Source organism: Skermanella sp. TT6, from assembly GCF_016653635.2.
In the GTDB taxonomy this organism is placed as follows: domain Bacteria; phylum Pseudomonadota; class Alphaproteobacteria; order Azospirillales; family Azospirillaceae; genus Skermanella; species Skermanella cutis.
Genome location: NZ_CP067421.1, coordinates 131,841 through 145,503, shown reverse-complemented (window position 1 = coordinate 145,503; position 13,663 = coordinate 131,841). Strand labels below are relative to the sequence as shown.

General features: G+C 64.9%; 12 protein-coding genes. 9 read left to right on the top strand and 3 right to left on the bottom strand.

All coding sequences use genetic code 11. The annotated features are described in order from the left end of the window. The first annotated feature begins 18 nt into the window (after positions 1-18). The gene (locus IGS68_RS28495) at positions 19-840 is read left to right on the top strand and encodes an alpha/beta fold hydrolase (protein WP_371821951.1); all 822 of its coding nucleotides are present in this window, start codon (positions 19-21) and stop codon (positions 838-840) included. Positions 841-936: 96 nt separating this feature from the next. Here the strand turns inward: IGS68_RS28495 and IGS68_RS28490 are convergent, their stop codons facing one another. After that, positions 937-1,725: an SDR family oxidoreductase gene (locus IGS68_RS28490; protein WP_201082484.1), complete on the bottom strand. Its 789-nt coding sequence runs from the start codon at positions 1,723-1,725 to the stop codon at positions 937-939. Positions 1,726-1,827: 102 nt separating this feature from the next. Here IGS68_RS28490 and IGS68_RS28485 point away from each other — a divergent pair, with 102 nt between their 5' ends. Further along, entirely contained in the window at positions 1,828-2,235 is a 408-nt protein-coding gene (locus tag IGS68_RS28485) for a winged helix-turn-helix transcriptional regulator (RefSeq protein ID WP_201082482.1), read from the top strand. A gap of 48 nt (positions 2,236-2,283) precedes the next feature. Here the strand turns inward: IGS68_RS28485 and IGS68_RS28480 are convergent, their stop codons facing one another. Both IGS68_RS28480 and IGS68_RS28475 read right to left on the bottom strand, forming a co-directional pair. After that, positions 2,284-4,881 carry a two-component system VirA-like sensor kinase gene (locus IGS68_RS28480; protein WP_201082480.1) on the bottom strand — a complete coding sequence of 866 codons (2,598 nt, stop codon included), beginning with the start codon at positions 4,879-4,881 and terminating at the stop codon, positions 2,284-2,286. Further along, entirely contained in the window at positions 4,881-5,840 is a 960-nt protein-coding gene (locus tag IGS68_RS28475) for a cytochrome-c peroxidase (protein WP_371821929.1), read from the bottom strand. The genes IGS68_RS28480 and IGS68_RS28475 overlap by 1 nt, the downstream gene beginning before the upstream one ends. Before the next feature lie 533 nt (positions 5,841-6,373). On the opposite strand from IGS68_RS28475, the gene IGS68_RS28470 reads away from it, so the two are divergent. The 7 genes from IGS68_RS28470 (at position 6,374) to IGS68_RS28440 (ending at position 13,489) form a co-directional block, all read left to right on the top strand. Next, on the top strand, positions 6,374-7,120 hold the full coding sequence (locus tag IGS68_RS28470; protein WP_247881465.1) for a response regulator: 747 nt from the start codon (positions 6,374-6,376) through the stop codon (positions 7,118-7,120). 135 nt (positions 7,121-7,255) lie between these two features. Beyond that, the gene (locus tag IGS68_RS28465; RefSeq protein WP_201082477.1) at positions 7,256-8,206 is read left to right on the top strand and encodes a helix-turn-helix domain-containing protein; all 951 of its coding nucleotides are present in this window, start codon (positions 7,256-7,258) and stop codon (positions 8,204-8,206) included. A 92-nt stretch (positions 8,207-8,298) separates the two neighbouring features. Next, positions 8,299-9,036, top strand: coding sequence for an SDR family oxidoreductase (locus IGS68_RS28460; RefSeq protein ID WP_201082475.1), 738 nt, complete (start codon positions 8,299-8,301; stop codon positions 9,034-9,036). Between the two features lie 160 nt (positions 9,037-9,196). Beyond that, positions 9,197-10,042, top strand: a complete 846-nt coding sequence (locus IGS68_RS28455; protein ID WP_371821950.1) for an SDR family NAD(P)-dependent oxidoreductase — start codon at positions 9,197-9,199, stop codon at positions 10,040-10,042. 275 nt (positions 10,043-10,317) lie between these two features. Continuing rightward, complete coding sequence (locus IGS68_RS28450; RefSeq protein ID WP_247881464.1) at positions 10,318-10,827, top strand: c-type cytochrome; 510 nt, start codon at positions 10,318-10,320, stop codon at positions 10,825-10,827. Positions 10,828-11,167: 340 nt separating this feature from the next. Next, complete coding sequence (locus IGS68_RS28445; protein ID WP_201082473.1) at positions 11,168-12,421, top strand: cytochrome P450; 1,254 nt, start codon at positions 11,168-11,170, stop codon at positions 12,419-12,421. A gap of 294 nt (positions 12,422-12,715) precedes the next feature. Beyond that, complete coding sequence (locus IGS68_RS28440) at positions 12,716-13,489, top strand: calcium-binding protein (protein WP_201082472.1); 774 nt, start codon at positions 12,716-12,718, stop codon at positions 13,487-13,489. Positions 13,490-13,663 lie beyond the last annotated feature (174 nt).

Genomic DNA, 13,663 nt, shown 5'->3' with positions numbered 1-13,663 from the left:
ATGACGACTCAAAGCAACCTGCCCACCCGCCGCGTTCTCGAGATCGCCGGCAGCCCGCTCTCCCTGGTCGAGTTCGGCCGGGGGCCGGCGGTGCTTCTCGGCCATGGCTATCTCTGGGACTGGCGGATGTGGCGGCCCCAGATCGACGCCCTGCAATCCCGCTACCGCCTTGTCGTCCCCGAGATGTGGGGCCATGGCGACTCCGGGCCGATGCCTACGGACACGCGCCGGCATGCCGATCTCGCCGCGCAGATGCTCGCCCTGATGGACCGCCTCGACATCGATCGCTTCGCGGTGGTCGGTACGTCGATGGGCGGCATGTGGGGCGCGCATCTCGCGGCCCTGGCACCGGAGCGGGTTACCGGCCTCGCCCTGCTCAACAGCTATCTCGGCGCGGAACCCGAAGCGAACCGCCGCACCTATTTCGGCATGCTGGATGCGGTCGAACGCGAAGGACGGGTGAACGATGCGATCGTTTCGCATATCATCCCGCTCTTCTTCGCGCCGGATGTCGCGACCCGGTCTCCCGACCTGCCGATCCTCCTGCGCGACCGGATCGCCCGGTACGACGCGGCCCGCCTGCGCGAGACGATCGCGCCTCTCGGCCGCCTGATATTCGGCCGCGAGGACGCCCTGGACGTCCTGGACAGGGTCCGGGCTCCGACCATCATCATCGCGGGGCGCGAGGACCGGTCCCGCCCCGCCGCGGAGAGCGCCGTGATGGCGGAGCGCATCGGGTGCGATCTCCATGTTCTCGACGCTTGCGGACATAGCGCGACGCTTGAGCAACCGGGGCAGGTCAACGCCATTCTTTCGGATTTTCTTGAATCGATCGGCTGAGGGATCCGGCGGGGTCCCGGGTCGTGTTCCACGGCGCTCCCGCACCACCCCGTGACGCACGATCCGGCGATCGACCCTCGGAAAACCGCAAGGGTCCTAAACCGTCGGCACCGTTCCGCCGTCGATGACGTGTTCCGCGCCGTGGATGGCCGAGGCCCGCTCCGAGGCCAGGAAGGCGATGAGCTCCGCCACTTCCTCGGGCCGGGCCGGACGTCCCAGGGGGATGCCGCCAAGAGCGTCCAGGATGCTTTGGCGCGCCGCCTCCGGCGTCCCGCCGGTGCTGTCGGCGATCCGGTTGACCAGGGCGTCCGAGGCTTCCGTGTAGATCCAGCCCGGCGAGACGACGTTGACCCGCACGCCTTTGGGCCCGAGTTCCTTCGACAACGCCTTGCTGTAGGTCGTCAAGCCGGCCTTGGCCGCAGCATAGGCCGTGGTGGAATCGTACAGCGGCAGTTGACGCTGGATGGACGAGACATGGATGACGGCCCCTTCGCCGCGCGCGATCATCTGCGGCAGCAAGGCTCGATCGAGCCTCACCGCCGAAAGCAGGTTCAGGTCGAGCTCGGCGCGCCAGACATCGTCCGTCAGGGCCGCGAAACCCCCGCCCGGGGCGGTGGAACCCCCCAGCACATGCACCAGGACGTCAACGCCGCCGAGCCGCTCCATGGCCGCCTCGGCGAGCCTTGAGGATCCTTCCGGGGTGGTCAGATCCGCCTCCACGAGCCCGGCTCCCTCGGGGCCATGGGCTCCGTTGCGCGCGGCCGTCAGGACCTGGGCGCCGCCCGCCAGGAACCTTTCGACGGTCGCCCGGCCGGTACCCTTGGTGCCGCCGGTGACGACGACGCGGCGTCCCTGGAACTCGGCCGGGTCGATGAGCGCGGGCATCACGCGATCTCCGGAGCGGCGATCGCGATCGGCAGTCTCGTGTCCATATGATCTCTCCTGGATTACATTGCGTCGGTGGAAAATTGCTACGAGGCTTTCCGGATGACAAGTACGGACGAAAAAGTAAGGTACTCACCTGAAGGTAAGCGTGCGTCCTACACGCCTCATTCCGGGGCTCAGAGCGTGCAGAACGTGCTCCGGGTTCTGGAGGGTCGGTGGAAGCTCGTGATCCTGTTCCAGCTGTTCGGTGGCCAGGTGCGGCGCTTCTCCGATCTGGAGCGGGCGATCCCCGGCGTTTCCCAGAAGATGCTGATCCAGCAACTGCGTCAGTTGGAGAGCGATGGCGTGGTCGGGCGCATCGTCCACCACCAGGTCCCGCCGAAGGTGGAGTATCACCTGACGGAATGGGGCCAGTCCCTGTGTCCGGCGCTGGACGCTCTGCTGCTCTGGGCGGAGGGCGCACCCGCCGAGGTCAGGTCGAAGCTTATCGAGGAGATGCCGGGCAGCTGAACATGACGGATGTCACTCCGGCAGGAGCAATGGCACCGAAGCAACGGGCTATTCGGTTGGCGAGAGCGGACCGGTAGCCATGGTGCCCCAGCTCGCCTCTCCGGCGGCCGTTTCCTGACTTTTCCGACAAAGCGACAAGGCGCGAGCAAGCTCCGCAGCGGTCACGGGACTGTGGACGATCTCGCGGATGCCGGCGGCGGCGAGGACAGGGGGGTGTATATCGGCAGCGGATGTCGTTGCCAGGATGATCGGCAAATCTGGCGCCTCCCGGCGAAGGAGCGCCGAAATCTCGAAGGCCGATGATCGGGGCTGGCAGATCAGCGCCGCCACGAACTCGAACCCTGGCCGGCCGAGCGAACGCGCAGCCTCTTCCGCCCGTGTGACCCCGACCGGCTCGTAGCCAAGCGCGGCCACGATCTCCTCCAGACGGAGCAATCGCCGACCGTCGCCGTCGAGGATGAGCACGGCTTCACCGTCGCCACGCAGGGAGGCCGGCGGAAGCTGCCGCCCGGGCGGCGACCCGCTCGGACGGCTTTCCGGGATGGCGCACGGCAGCCATACTTCGAACGTCGTCCCTTCCCCCGGTGCGCTTCGGACCGAAATCGCACCGCCATGCTCGCGCACTATCTCGCGCGCCGTGGCCAGACCGAGCCCGTTCCCTTCGGGGCGGGTCGTAAAGAAGGGCTCGAAGATCCGTTCCCGGGTCGCGCCATCCATGCCCCGGCCCCTGTCGGTCACCGTGAGCGTTGCGTAACGCCCCGGACCCAACTCGTCCGACCCGAGCCGCACCGCATCCTTGGACTCGATCCCCGCTATCGCGATGTCGACGACCCCTTTGCCGTCCATCGCCTGCGCCGCGTTGGCGGCCAGGTTCATCAGCACCTGCTGGAGGCGGGCCGGGTCCGCGGGAATCCTGGTATCCCCGGAAGAGTCCCTGATCCTGAGCTCGATCCGCGGCGGAAGGGACGCCTCGAGCATGGACGCCGTCTCATCGACAAGATCCCGGACCCGCATCAGCTTCCGCTGCGAGGTGCCGCGCCGGCCGAACGTGAGGATTTGGTCGACCAGGGCCAGGGCCCGTTCGGCGGCGAGCCGGATCTCATCAAGGTTCCCCGCCAACCGGCTGTCGGGCGGTACCCTCTCCCGCGCCATCTCGGTGTAACCGAGGATAGCCCCCACGATGTTGTTGAAGTTGTGAGCGACCCCGCTGGCGAGGGCGCCGACCGTCTCCATCCGGCGCGCCTGCTGCAGGCCGGCCTCCAGCCGCTCTTTCTCGCGGGCCAGCCGATCGCGCTCGACGGCCGCCGAGATGGTGTCGAATGCCATGCGGAACAGGCCGTAATCATGCCACTTGGTCATCGGACCAGGACGCAGGGCATCGAAACCGAGGATGCCGCCCGGACACTCGGCGTTCGAAGACACCACGCCGAGCCATGCATGGAGACCGGCATCGGCCATCCGATCGATAGCGTCGCCCGAGCCCCGGTCGATCTCCCGACCGGCCCTGGCGCCGGTGGTCGCCCGGGCGATCCGCCTGATCGCCGGAACATGGATGGTACCGTTGTCGCCGCGCTCGAAAGCCGCGGCAAGCAGTCGTGCCCGCTCCGGCCAACCCGGTGCCGGCTCTACGCCGTTCCGGCTCCACTGGTAAACCCCGGCCGTTCGGCCATCGACGAAATAGGCCCGATCCGCGCCGATGCAGGCGGCAAGTTCCGATAGCGCCAGATCCACATGCGACGTCAGATCAGCCGATCCTGAAGACAGGAAACGGGTGGAGATGGCCGCGATCGTATGCTCGAAGTTGGCCCGGAACCGAAGCGCCCGTGCCCGCGCCTGCAGCTGAGCCCCGAGATATACGAGCATGCATGCCAGAAGCACGGAAATGATGTAGAGCATGTACCGGAACATGCCGGCTGCGGCGCCGGCCGCTGCGGCACGCTCCTCGATCAGCCCCTGGACAGCTTCCATATGTCCCGAGGCCGGGGAGGAGAGGAGATTCCTGAGCAGGGCATCCGTCGCGGGAAGCTGATCGCGAAGCATGCGCCCGTGTTCCAGCAATGGCTGCGCAGCCACCACGTTCCCTGTCGCGATGCTCGTGATCAACAGGACTTCCAGTTGGGCATCGACATGCGCGATCGATCCAGACGTTGTATCGAGGGTCAGCCGCAGCATGGCGGCGGCAAGCCTCCCGATCTGTCCGGCAAAGTCCCGGCCCTGTCCCTGACCCTGATACTGTTCCTGGCCTTCGAGGTTCCGGTTCAGGACGACGAAATAGGCCAGGGAGTTCTGCAGCAAGGCATTGCGGCTCTTGAAGTCCTCGATCAATCCCTCATCCCGTGCCAAGGCGTCCTGCAGGGCACGGATCGCATCGCCGATCTCGGCGTCATCGCCTGTATCGGCGCGCAAGCGTTCGAGATTGGTCCGCAAGACGCCGACTTCCCGGACGATCGAATCGTAGTTCCGAAGAATGCCCGTGCGAGCGCTCAGGACGTCCCGATCGATCATGTTCCTCGCCGTTTCGATCTTTTCCAGGACGGTCGAGGCATGCTTCCAGTCATCCAACTCGGCACTCATGCCGCGGAAGGCTATCCACGTCAGCAGCAGGACGAGAGCGACCGCTCCGGCCGCGAACGGGCCTGTCCTCATCACGGCGCTCCTACCTGGCGGCCCCGGAATTTTCCGGTCAGTGCGCGCAGGAAAGCGACGATGGAGCTCACCTGCCGATCGGTCAGTCGGGAGTTGAGCTGGGCCCTGGCCATCCTCCGGACGGCGATTTCCAGGGTGGGAGCACTCCCGTCATGGAAATAGGGTGGGGTGGTTTCGATGTTCCGCAGGCTGGGCACGCGAAGGAGTTCCGGCTCAGGCGAGGCCAGCGGGTAGAAGATGCCGTGTCTCTGGAAAAGGTTGCCTCCGACGTTGCCTCCCTGATGGCAGGCGGCGCACCCGAGCGACTTGAACTCCTCGTAACCTTCCAGCTCTTCCGCCGAAAGGGCGCCGTCATCCCCTTCCAGCCACCGGTCGAAAGGGCTGTCGGGGGTCACCAGCGTCCGCTCGAAATCGGCGAGTGCCGCCAGGAGGCCCGCGGTATCGGGCTCCCGCCCATAGGCATCGCGGAAGCTGGCCACCATGTCCGGATCCGCGGCCAGCCTGGATACGACGTCTTCGACGCTGCTGCCCATGATGCGGGGATTCTCTATCGTGGCTCGTGCCTGATCCTCCAGGGTGCGGAACGCACCCTCCCAGTTGAGCCTGAAACTAAGCGCGGCATTGAAGACGGTACTGGTGTTGAGCGGAAGCTCCGCCCCATCGAGCCCTTCGTCCAGGTTCCTCCCGGAAGCGCCATTGGTGCCGAGATCGTGACAGGTGGCACAGCTGCGCGAGCCGTCCGCGGATAAACGGGGATCCGCGAACAGCCGCTCGCCGAGCAAGGCGCCGGCGGTACGCGGGTCGGGGACGTTCAGGATCGGGGTCAGCGGCTCATCGGTCCGGACCGCGTGTCGCTCGGGCGGTCGCGACGGCTCTGCCACGGACGCGGTCAGGACAGCATCGAAGCCGCTGACCAGGGTGAGGATCGCCGCGGCACCGGCAACCGCTGCCAAGCACACCCGCTTCGAACCGGCGGCACCTCCGGACTCCTTTCCACGCCGCCGGCGACCGTTTCGCCGAGGGGATTCTTCCGGATCGGATATCTGAGATGACATGACGCCTCCTGATGCATCCTCACGAACATTTGAAGCGCACAGGCGCTACGGCATCACTGCGAAAGGCCGGAGATTTCCTACATCCGTAATTTTCTACTCCGCGTTACCTCCTGGAGCTATGTTCTTTGTAGAATTTGTCCGGATGGCATTGCGATGCTAGGCAGCAGACCGCGTATCGACCCGGATCACCTGCGGCTGCCGCGGCGGGGGAAGCGGTTTTCCGTGCCACGGCATTGCCGCACGAGGCCCGTACGATCGTCTCGCGCCGGCGCTTGCCGAGGCGCATCAGGCAGTGCTCCACCTCGCTTCGGCGGGTGCCCCCGGCCTGGGTGGCAGGTGCCCTGCCTCACACAGGGAACTCCATGGACTTGCAAGGACATATATCCAGCATACCGGAAGAACCGGAGGATGCGGCCTGTCGGAACACGGATCGACGCATGGAGGCCGGTGCCCGGCGCGACACCCTCATGACGGGCTATATTCTGGTTATCGACGATGATCCGTCCATCCGCCGCATGGTCACCAGCTACTTCGAGGACAACGGTGTGCCGGCCATCGCCCTCGCCGGCGGGCTCGAGCTGGGCAGGCATCTGGCGAACCGGCAGCCCAGTGCCATCATCCTCGACCTGAGGCTTGGACAGGAGGACGGTCTTGACCTCCTCAGGCAGATCCGGTCCCACTCCGACGTGCCGGTCATCATCACCACCGGGCACCGCCGCGATGAGATCGATCGCGTCCTGGGCCTGGAACTCGGCGCGGACGACTATCTGACCAAGCCGTTCAGCCTCAGGGAACTGATAGCTCGCGTGCGTGCCGTGCTGCGACGCCAGGAGATGGGCCGGGCCGGCCGCTCGCGCGAGCAGGAACGCGGCGGATACAGGTTCGGTGGCTGGCGCGTCGAACGTCGGGCCCGCCGGCTGCTCGATCCCGGCGGGAAGCAGGTCGCCCTCACGAAAGGCGAGTATGCCCTGCTTCTGGCCTTCCTGGAGGCACCGCAGCGGCCCTTGACGCGCGACCACCTGATGCAGGCGACGCGGATCCATGAGGACGTCTATGATCGCAGCATCGACGTCAAGGTGCTGCGGCTGCGGCGCAAGCTCGAAATCGATCCCGACGCACCTCGCATGATCCGGACCGAACGCGGAGTCGGATACGTTTTCATGGCCACGGTCGAACCATTCTGAGTGGCCCGCGCGTCAAGAACGAACATTGGTCGGCCGGCGGGTATGGCGTAGAACCGTTAGCCAGATCGAGAAGCGGCTCGGGATAGCCGACCGGCCCGCCGCGTGCCTGGAAAGACGGCCTTGGGAGCAGCGCGAATGTCTGATTTCACACCCCTGACCCCCCTGTCCGATCCCTTGAGCCTGGAATGCGCGGCCGCGAAGCCAAACCTGCTTGTCCGGTCCAGCCGTGATCTCGGCTGGCAGGGCCTGTTGCTCGACCAGCATCGCGCGGTGGGCAGGACGGATGTCTTCGAGACGCGGCCCACCGGCGACGTCACGCTGGTCGTCGCGAAACGCGGACGCCACCTCATCCAGGTGTTCAAGCAGGGTCGTTGGCATACGGCGACCTATGGCGCCGGCAATGCCGGCCTTACGCCGCCGTTCGAGACGACGCGCATGACATGGCAGGCGCTCGATCCGGACAATCAGTTCGAGACCCTTCACCTCTATCTGTCCGGCATGATCGTCGGCGAACTGGCGGAGGAGTATCGGCGCATCGGCACCCGGCACGCGGACCGACCGCTGTCGGCGCTTGTGTTCAAGGACATGATGATCGGTGCCGTGGCGGGCGAGGTGCTGAATGCGATGCATCGGGAAGCCCCGGGCATCTATGCCGAGCAGGTAGCCCGTTTCATTTGTTCGCACTTGCTGGCCCGCCACTCGCAGTGGTGGGATCCCGACGACGATTCCCGCCACCCTCCGCTACTGGGAGATCGACAGCTGGATAGGGTGCTGGACTATATGTCCGCCCGCTTCCGGGAGGACTTGACCCTCGCCGAACTCGCGAACGAAGCGTGCATCAGCGTGCACCATTTCGTCCGTCGTTTCCGCGAGCATATGGGCGTCACGCCCTTCGCCTATCTGACGACGCTGCGCCTGGAGGCGGGAAAACGGATGTTGAAGACCAGCGACATGACGATCGCCGAAATCGCGCATATGTGCGGCTATAGGAGTCCAGGGTCTTTCTCCAGCGCCTTTGGTCGAGAGGTGGGTTCGACACCGCGCGACTACCGATCCGCTTCCCGACTTCGGTCAAATCGCGATTAATTTCGGCGAGGTTGCGCTTCGGACGAAGTCAAGAAACACAGCGGCGAGGCCCGCGTTCTGCCGTGTGAACCCTCATCAATCGGGAGCATCACATGGCATCGTCGGAACGATCGGTCATCGTCACCGGATCATCGCAGGGGATCGGCGCGGCTGTCGCGGAGCGCCTTGCCCAGGACGGCTGGGCAGTCACGATCAACTTTTCGGGCAACGAAGCGCCGGCTGTCGAGCTGGCGCAACAGGTCCAGGCCGCGGGCGGCAACGCCATCGCGGTGAAGGCCGACGTCAGCGACCCGGCGCAGGTATCTCAGCTCTTCGACGCGACCGAACAGGCGTTCGGAGGGGTCGATGCCATCGTCAACAACGCCGGTATCATGAAACTGACGAAGATAGTCGAAACCGACGACGAGACGTTCGATCGGCATATCGCTGTCAACCTGAAGGGCGTATTCAACTGCCTGCGCGAGGGCGGCAGGCGGCTACGCGATGGCGGGCGTATCGTCAGCTTCTCGACCAGCGTCATCGGCCTCTCGCCACCCACATATGGCGTCTATGGCGCGACCAAGGCCGGCGTCGAGGCGATGAGCCGCGTGCTCGTAAAGGAGCTGGCGCCGCGCGGCATTACCGTCAACATGGTCGCCCCGGGACCGACCGCGACAAAGCTGTTCCTTGCGGACAAGAGCGAAGCGCAGATCGAGGGTACGGCGAAGCTGATCCCGCTCGGCCGCCTGGGCGAACCCGGCGACATCGCGGGCGCGGTCTCGTTCCTGCTCGGTCCCGATGGCGCCTGGGTCAACGGGCAGGTGCTGCGCGTGAACGGCGGCATGATCTGACCGGAACCGGTCGGGACGTACTGGAGATCGCAGCTGGGCATCGCTGCAGCGGGTCGGCTGCCGGTCATACGTCCCATCATCGTCAGGTACGGCCAATTCAAGGAGTAGTCTCTTGAGTCTCATCGCACTCGTCACCGGCGCATCCAGCGGCTTCGGACAGATGATCGCCCGCGACCTCGCGCAAGCGGGGCACACGGCCTACGCCTCGATGCGGGATACGGCGCAAAGGAATGCCGACAAGGTTGCGGACAACGCCGCGTTTGCCAAGGCGAACAGGGTCGACCTGCGCTCGATCGAACTCGACGTACAGGACGAAGGATCGGTCGTCTCCGCCCTAAGCGCCATCATTGATGAACACGGGCGTCTCGATGTGCTGGTCCATAACGCCGGTCACATGATGTACGGGCCGCTGGAGGCGTTCACGCCCGAACAACTCGCCCAGCAGTATGATGTCAACGTCCTGGGCACGCAGCGGGTAAACCGCGCCGCACTACCCCACATGCGGGCAGCCAAGTCTGGCCTTCTGGTCTGGATATCGAGCAGCAGCGTCGCGGGCGGCGTGCCGCCGCTGCTGGGTCCCTATTTCGCAGCCAAGGCCGGGATGGACGCGCTCGCGGTCTGCTACGCGAAGGAACTGGCCCCCCTCGGCATCGAGACTTCGATTATCGTGCCGGGAGCGTTCACCAAGGGCACTAACCATTTTGCCAATGCGGGCCATCCGGAGGATGCGCCTGTCGCCGATGCCTACACGGCCGCCTGGAGCGACGGTTTCGCAGACCGCATACAGCAAGCGTTGGCCGCGGCGGTGCCCGAAGATGCTGATCCGGCTTCGGTCGGTCGCGCGGTGGTCGGCATCGTGGCAGCGGTCCCCGGCAAGCGCCCGCTCAGGGTACATGTGGACCCGGCCGACGACGGCGCGGCGGTGACGTTCGCCGTGATGGACCGGGTGCGCGAGCAGTTCCTTCAGCGGATCGGTTTTTCAGGCTTTCCGCACCCCGCATCCTGACCTTGCGCCGGGTCGGGTGCGCTCCCCCGCGGGCCTGACCCGGAACGGGTGCTCCTCCACCACTCCGTGGGACGCGATCGGGCAAGTTACAGACGCAACGCATCTCCTGTTTCCCGAAACACCGTTGCAGCGTCCCCGCTGCATTGTCGTGATTGTCAGACGGACAGGAGCATCGAACCATGACAGGTGGACAGGCACCCCATACCCGGTCGACAGGCCGGCACGAAGCACTGCGGATGCCGGCATTGCTGCTGGCCATTTCCGCAAGTGCCCTGATGGCGGTATGGATATTCCACCCGGCAACGGCAGGCCATGCCGAGAAACATGTCCAGGCGCCGTTGCCGGCACGCGAGCCGGCTTCGGCGGATCAGATCGAGCGGGGCCGGTATCTGGTGAACCTGGCAGGATGCAACGACTGCCACACGCCAGGCTATTTTCTCGGGAAACCCGACCTATCCCATGGGTTGGCCGGATCGGACGTAGGTTTCGAGGTCGCGGGCATGGGTGTCTTCGTCGGATCCAACCTGACACCCGACCATGAAACGGGGCTGGGCGACTGGACCCGGGATGACATCGTCACCGCGATAAAGACCGGGGTCCGGCCCGACGGACGCATCCTGGCACCGATCATGCCGTGGCGCGCTTTCGCCGGCCTGACCGAGTCCGATGCCGGAGCCATCGCCGACTACCTGATCAGCCTGCCGCCCATCAGCCGGAAAGTTCCGGGACCATTCGGGCCCGACGAGAAGACCGATATCGTCGTCATGAGGCTGACGGCTCCCTGAAGGCTCGGCGGTAGGCGCCTCCGAACTGACCGAAACCGTTCCGGAGCTGTGCCCGATCAGGTCGCTTCGCCCCGGGGCAGCCGAACCGATGCGTCGGGCACGGGCCCAACCCACGATCGCTTGCCCGTATCACCTCCGCCCTGCATCGAACCGTAGGTTGCGCCCATGGCGCAACACAGTGCAGCGCGTGGAACGGCAGGCTACGTGGACCGCTCTGGCTGGCCGGGGCTCGACTCCGCCCGGAGAGATGCCCGGTTCTTTCAGTCCGACAGTCCGAGCCTGCGAAAACAATGGGACAGCCCAGCGGCGAACCTCCCGAAGACTCCAAGGAAGCAAGACGATGGAAGACCTCACGATCGATAACGTTGCCGATAAAGTTGCGAAGCGTCCGCTTCCCCTGTTCAATCCGAGAGATCCGGACTTCATCCGGGATCCTTACCCGACATACCACCGGCTACGCCGGCAAAGCCCTCTGCTATGGGATCCCGCCGGCAACTACTGGCTCGCAACCTCTTACGACGTCTGCTCCGAGATCCTCAGGGATCGACGCTTCGGACGCCGGTATGAGGCTCACATCGAGAATATCTACCGACGCGGCATGATGGACCAGACGGCGTTCCGTTTGATGGCCATGACCATGCTGATGCAGGAGCCGCCGAACCATGCGCGCCTGCGCGGACTGGTTACCGAAGCTTTTTCGGCCCGCCGGGTGGTACTGATGCGGCAGCGCATCCGGACCCTGGTCGGCGACCTGCTCGATCAGCTGGTGCCCCGCGGTACCATGGATGTGATCCGCGACTTCGCTCACGTGCTGCCGGTCACCGTGATATGCGACATGTTGGGAGTTCCGGCGGAGGACACGCGGCTTTTCCACGAAACGACGATAAGCACCCGCATGCTCGACCCGGTTCCGATGAATGAGTCGGAATTACGCGAAGCCAATGCCATGTTCGAGGAGCAGGGCGCCTATTTCACAAATCTCTTCGAGCGACGCCGTCGTGATCCCGAAGACGATCTGATTACCGCCCTGGTGCAGGTCGGGGACGGAGGCGGGTTGACCGACGACGAGCTGCTGGCCAATGTCTGGCTGCTCTTCGCCGCGGGCCACGAGACGACACGCAACCTGATCGGCAACGGCCTGCTGGCTCTCCACCGCAACCCGGGCCAGCTCGCGCGGCTACAACTGGATCCGAGCCTCATTCCCTCGGCTGTGACCGAACTGCTGCGTTACGACTCACCGGTGCAGTTTGTCGGCCGCACCGCTCTCGAAGACACCGACATCGCCGGAACGACCATTGCCGAGGGTCAGGTCGTGCTGTGCCTGGTCGGGGCAGCGAACCGCGACCCCGCCAAGTTCGGTGAACCTGATCTTCTCGACTTTGGCCGCTCGAACAACAGGCCGCTCTCGTTCGGGGGTGGAATACACTTCTGCCTGGGCGCCCAGCTTACCCAAATCGAGGGCCAGGAGGCATTCGTCGGCATTCTCAGCCGTCTACCCGGCATGCGGCTGCATGATGCCGACGAACCTTCATGGCAGCCGAACTTCGCCATACACGGCCTCAAGACGCTCATGGCCAGCTGGGACCCGGCCTGATCGAGAACCAGGAAAGCAGAGGACGGGTGCTGGGTCCTGACGCCGCCGACCCGCGTTGCAGCGTCCGTCTACCCAATCCCGCATCATGATGCTCACCGCGTTCGGACCCGTTCAGCGCCCCAAGGCAAGCAGTACTCGATCCATTGTCAGAGGCCAGACCTACGGGTCAAGGTCTGAACCCTCGGACACACATGACAGACTCCATTTCTTTTGTGTCAATACTTTGACACGTCCACGCCAAGCATCTTGCGAGAGAGGCGAGTGGCTTTCCCTAACAAGTAACAGGACGATAGAATGCCTGATTTTATTGGTACCGACGGAGACGATTTCCTGGTTGGCACTCCTGAAGCCGACATGATCCAGGGCCTCGCTGGAGCGGACCTCATCAACGGACTTGAGGGCGACGACGCGATCGACGGCGGCGAGGGCGACGACACCATCGATGGCAACGTTGGCAGCGATACCATCACCACGGGAGCCGGCAACGACTTGGTCTTCGGCGGCGCCGGCAACGACATTGTCGGCGGCATGGCCGGGGCCGATGTCGTGTATGGCGGCGAGGGCGACGACGTCGTCGTCTGGAACGATCCAGACGGCGACCGCGTTTTCGGCGAAACCGGAAATGACAATCTGCGCGGCGGCGACGTCGCGGCAGACGCGATCTTCGGTGGGGAAGGTGACGACCTGATCAGGGCCGTAGCCAATCTGGATCTGGAGAATCACGCACCGGACATCCTGGTCGGAGATGCCGGCAATGACGTGATCATCGGTGGGAACGCCAATGACACCATCGAAGGAGGGGAGGGGAACGACCTCCTTGTCGGGCTCGGCGGAGCAGACAGGTTCATTTTTCGTCCCGATACCGCCGGCACCGATGCGATCCTTGATTTTGACAAGAGCCAGGATGTCATCGATTTGAGCGGCTTCGGCGGGGACTTCGATCCCCTGGCCAATCTGAGTCAGCAGGCCTACGGAATCTCTCTCAATCTCGGCGACACTGTCGGCGCGATCACGTTCGTCGGCCTTCAGACCAGTGACTTGAGCGAGGCAAACTTCCTGATTGGCTAAGGAGCATGCCAGGGAGTGCCGGGCGAGGGGCGGAGAAACTGAACCTTGCCCGGCCGCCCCTTGCGGGCAGGCATCGCCCGTTCATGTACCGCCACCAGTAACCTCGACGCCGGACAAGGTTTGCGGCGCTGATGGTCTGGATCGTGGGCTTCCGACCTGAGGGATAGATGCCCC

Excerpts from the sequence above, each read along its gene's own strand:
- IGS68_RS28440 (WP_201082472.1), top strand. The coding sequence starts at position 12,716 with ATGCCTGATTTTATTGGTACCGACGGAGACGATTTCCTGGTTGGCACT.
- IGS68_RS28455 (WP_371821950.1), top strand. The coding sequence starts at position 9,197 with ATGATCGCCCGCGACCTCGCGCAAGCGGGGCACACGGCCTACGCCTCG.
- IGS68_RS28460 (WP_201082475.1), top strand. The coding sequence starts at position 8,299 with ATGGCATCGTCGGAACGATCGGTCATCGTCACCGGATCATCGCAGGGG.
- IGS68_RS28480 (WP_201082480.1), bottom strand. The coding sequence starts at position 4,881 with ATGAGGACAGGCCCGTTCGCGGCCGGAGCGGTCGCTCTCGTCCTGCTG.
- IGS68_RS28470 (WP_247881465.1), top strand. The coding sequence starts at position 6,374 with ATGGAGGCCGGTGCCCGGCGCGACACCCTCATGACGGGCTATATTCTG.
- IGS68_RS28450 (WP_247881464.1), top strand. The coding sequence starts at position 10,318 with ATGGCGGTATGGATATTCCACCCGGCAACGGCAGGCCATGCCGAGAAA.
- IGS68_RS28485 (WP_201082482.1), top strand. The coding sequence starts at position 1,828 with ATGACAAGTACGGACGAAAAAGTAAGGTACTCACCTGAAGGTAAGCGT.
- IGS68_RS28490 (WP_201082484.1), bottom strand. The coding sequence starts at position 1,725 with ATGCCCGCGCTCATCGACCCGGCCGAGTTCCAGGGACGCCGCGTCGTC.
- IGS68_RS28465 (WP_201082477.1), top strand. The coding sequence starts at position 7,256 with ATGTCTGATTTCACACCCCTGACCCCCCTGTCCGATCCCTTGAGCCTG.
- IGS68_RS28445 (WP_201082473.1), top strand. The coding sequence starts at position 11,168 with ATGGAAGACCTCACGATCGATAACGTTGCCGATAAAGTTGCGAAGCGT.